The organism is Mycobacterium sp. E3247 (genome assembly GCF_001667785.1).
Classification (GTDB): domain Bacteria; phylum Actinomycetota; class Actinomycetes; order Mycobacteriales; family Mycobacteriaceae; genus Mycobacterium.
The window spans coordinates 1-2,877 of sequence record NZ_LZJG01000296.1; the positions used below are offsets into that span (position 1 = coordinate 1).

Below are 2,877 nucleotides of genomic sequence, written 5' to 3' on the forward strand. Positions count from 1 at the left end.
CCGGGTCAGCTCGAAGCCGGCCGTGACCGCGTACTCGCCGACGGTCTGCGGTGTCGGCAGCCACCCGCCGGGGAAGATCTCGGTCAAGATGAACTGCGAGAAGTGCACGATCTCGTGGGTCAGCTTCATGCCCCGCGCCCGGGCGTCTTTGAAGGACGGGCGAACGATGGTGTGCAGCAACATCACCCCGTCGGACGGCAGCGCCTGGTAGGCCATCTTGAAGAAGCGCCCGTAGCGCTGGCGGCCGAAGTGCTCGAAGGCGCCGATCGAGACGATGCGGTCGACGGGCTCGTGGAACTTCTCCCACCCCTCCAACAGCACCCGCCGGGTGCGGGGCGTGTCCATCTGGTCGAACGTCTTCTGCACATGCTCGGCCTGGTTCTCCGACAATGTCAGGCCCACGACGTTCACGTCGTACTTCTCAATGGCCCGCCGCATGGTGGCGCCCCAGCCGCAGCCGATGTCCAGCAGCGTCATCCCGGGCTCGAGGTTCAGCTTTCCCAGCGCCAAGTCGAACTTGGCGATTTGGGCCTCTTCGAGGCTCATATCTTCTTGCGCGAAATATGCACAGGTATAGGCCATCGTCGGGTCTAGAAACAACGCGAAGAATTCATTCGAGACGTCATAGATCGACTGCGATTCCTCGTAAAATGGCTCCAACGCCGACATTCCCGCTCCAGTCCTGTTGCTCACTATTGAACGCCAGAATAGTAACGGACGGGCGGGGCGCTCGCCCACCAGGCCCGGCCGCGCTATCAGTAGGTGTAGAAACCCTGGCCGGTCTTCTTGCCCAGCCGGCCCGCCTCCACCATGCGCAGCAACAGCGGCGGCGGGCCGTACTGCGGTTCCTTGAATTCCTCGAACATCTTGTCCGCGATCAGCTTGAGGGTGTCCAGGCCCACCAGGTCGGACAGCCGCAGCGGGCCCATCGGGTGGGACAGCCCGGCGACGACGGCCTTGTCGACGTCCTCGATGGTGGCGAAACCGGCCTCCACCATCCGAATCGCCGACAGCAGGTAGGGAACCAGCAGCGCGTTGACCACAAAGCCGGACCGGTCCGAGCAGCGCACCACCTGCTTGCCCAGCACGGCGCTCGCGAACTCCTCGGTGCGCGCGGCGGCGGCCTCGTCGGTGACCAACGTGCTCACCAACTCGACCAGCGGCAGCACCGGCACGGGATTGAAGAAGTGCAGGCCCAGCACTCGTTGGGGGTTCTTGGTGGCCGCCGCGATCTTCATGATCGGAATGCTGGAGGTGTTGGACGCCAGGACGGCGTCGGGGTCGCTGATGGCGCGGTCGAGTTCGGCGAAGATGTCCGCCTTGACGGCCTCGTCCTCGATGATCGCCTCGATGACCAGTTGGCGGTCGGCGAGGTCCTTCAGGTCGGTGGTGAAGGTGAGCTTGCTCAGCGCGCGGTCGCGCTCGCGCTCGGTGACCTTCCCCGCGCTGACACCGCGTTCCAGGGACTTCATGATGCGGTTGCGTCCGGCCGTGATCAGAGCGTCGGTGGTCTCGAAGACCGTCACGTCGACACCGGCGCGCACCGAGACCTCGGCGATGCCGGATCCCATCTGGCCTGCCCCGACAACCCCTACCCGCTGAATCGCTGCGTCGCTCACTGTCATCTCTTTCGGCGTCGTATCGTCTTGCACCGCAATAGGCCCCGCCCAGGTTTGGCTGGGCGGGGCCTACGCTACTTCATCGCCGAACAGGCGCGGAGTCGCGTCAACTGGGCCGCAGAAGACCGATTCCGCGCCTGCTCAGCACCCCTCAGTGACTCGGAGGATCGCGGGCCAAGCCCGCTCGTCCTCAGTGACTCAAGCCTGTCCGTTTCACTTCGTCCTCGCGGGCCAAGCCCGCTCGTCCTCAGTGAAACTGACCCTCTTCGGTGGAGCCGGTCAGCGCCGTGGTCGACGAGGTGGGGTCGACCGTGGTGGCGATGCGGTCGAAGTAACCGGCACCGACCTCACGCTGGTGCTTGGTCGCGGTGTAACCGCGCTCCTCGGCGGCGAACTCGCGCTCCTGCAGCTCCACGTACGCGCTCATCTGGTTGCGGGCGTAGCCGTATGCCAGATCGAACATCGAGTAGTTCAGCGCGTGGAAGCCGGCCAGCGTGATGAACTGGAACTTGAATCCCATTGCGCCGAGCTCCTTTTGGAACTTCGCGATGGTGGAGTCGTCGAGGTGCTTCTTCCAGTTGAACGACGGCGAGCAGTTGTAGGCCAGCATCTGGTCGGGGAACTCTGACTTGACGCCCTCGGCGAACTTGGCGGCGAGCTCGAGGTCCGGGGTCCCGGTCTCCATCCAGATCAGGTCGGAGTACGGCGCGTAGGCCTTGGCCCGGGCGATGCAGGGCTCGAGGCCGTTCTTGACCCGGTAGAAGCCCTCCTTGGTCCGCTCACCGGTGATGAACGGCTGGTCGCGCTCGTCGACGTCCGAGGTGATCAGGGTGGCCGCCTCGGCGTCGGTGCGGGCGATCACCACGGTCGGCACGTCGGCGACGTCGGCCGCCAGGCGGGCCGAGGTCAGGGTGCGGATGTGCTGCTGGGTCGGGATGAGCACCTTGCCACCGAGGTGGCCGCACTTCTTCTCCGACGCGAGCTGGTCCTCCCAGTGCGACCCCGCGACGCCGGCGGCGATCATCGCCTTCTGCAACTCGTAGACGTTCAGCGCACCACCGAATCCGGCCTCGCCGTCGGCGACGATCGGCGCCAGCCAGTTCTCCACCGAGGTGTCGCCCTCCACGCGGGCGATCTCGTCGGCGCGCAGCAGCGCGTTGTTGATGCGCCGCACCACCTGGGGCACCGAGTTGGCCGGGTACAGGCTCTGGTCGGGGTAGGTGTGGCCGGACAGGTTGGCGTCACCGGCGACCTGCCA

General features: G+C 65.7%; 3 protein-coding genes. All 3 read right to left on the reverse strand.

From position 1 onward, the window contains the following. Nucleotides 1–669: class I SAM-dependent methyltransferase (locus A9X04_RS15995; RefSeq protein ID WP_067922162.1), on the reverse strand; the 669-nt coding region annotated here is incomplete at its 3' end. An 86-nt stretch (nucleotides 670–755) separates the two neighbouring features. Then, nucleotides 756–1,619 (reverse strand): 3-hydroxybutyryl-CoA dehydrogenase, encoded by an 864-nt coding sequence (locus A9X04_RS16000; RefSeq protein ID WP_102418859.1) that lies wholly within the window; start codon nucleotides 1,617–1,619, stop codon nucleotides 756–758. A 247-nt stretch (nucleotides 1,620–1,866) separates the two neighbouring features. Beyond that, nucleotides 1,867–2,877 (reverse strand): isocitrate lyase (gene aceA, locus A9X04_RS16005; RefSeq protein WP_067922167.1); only part of this gene is annotated, 1,011 nt, incomplete at its 5' end.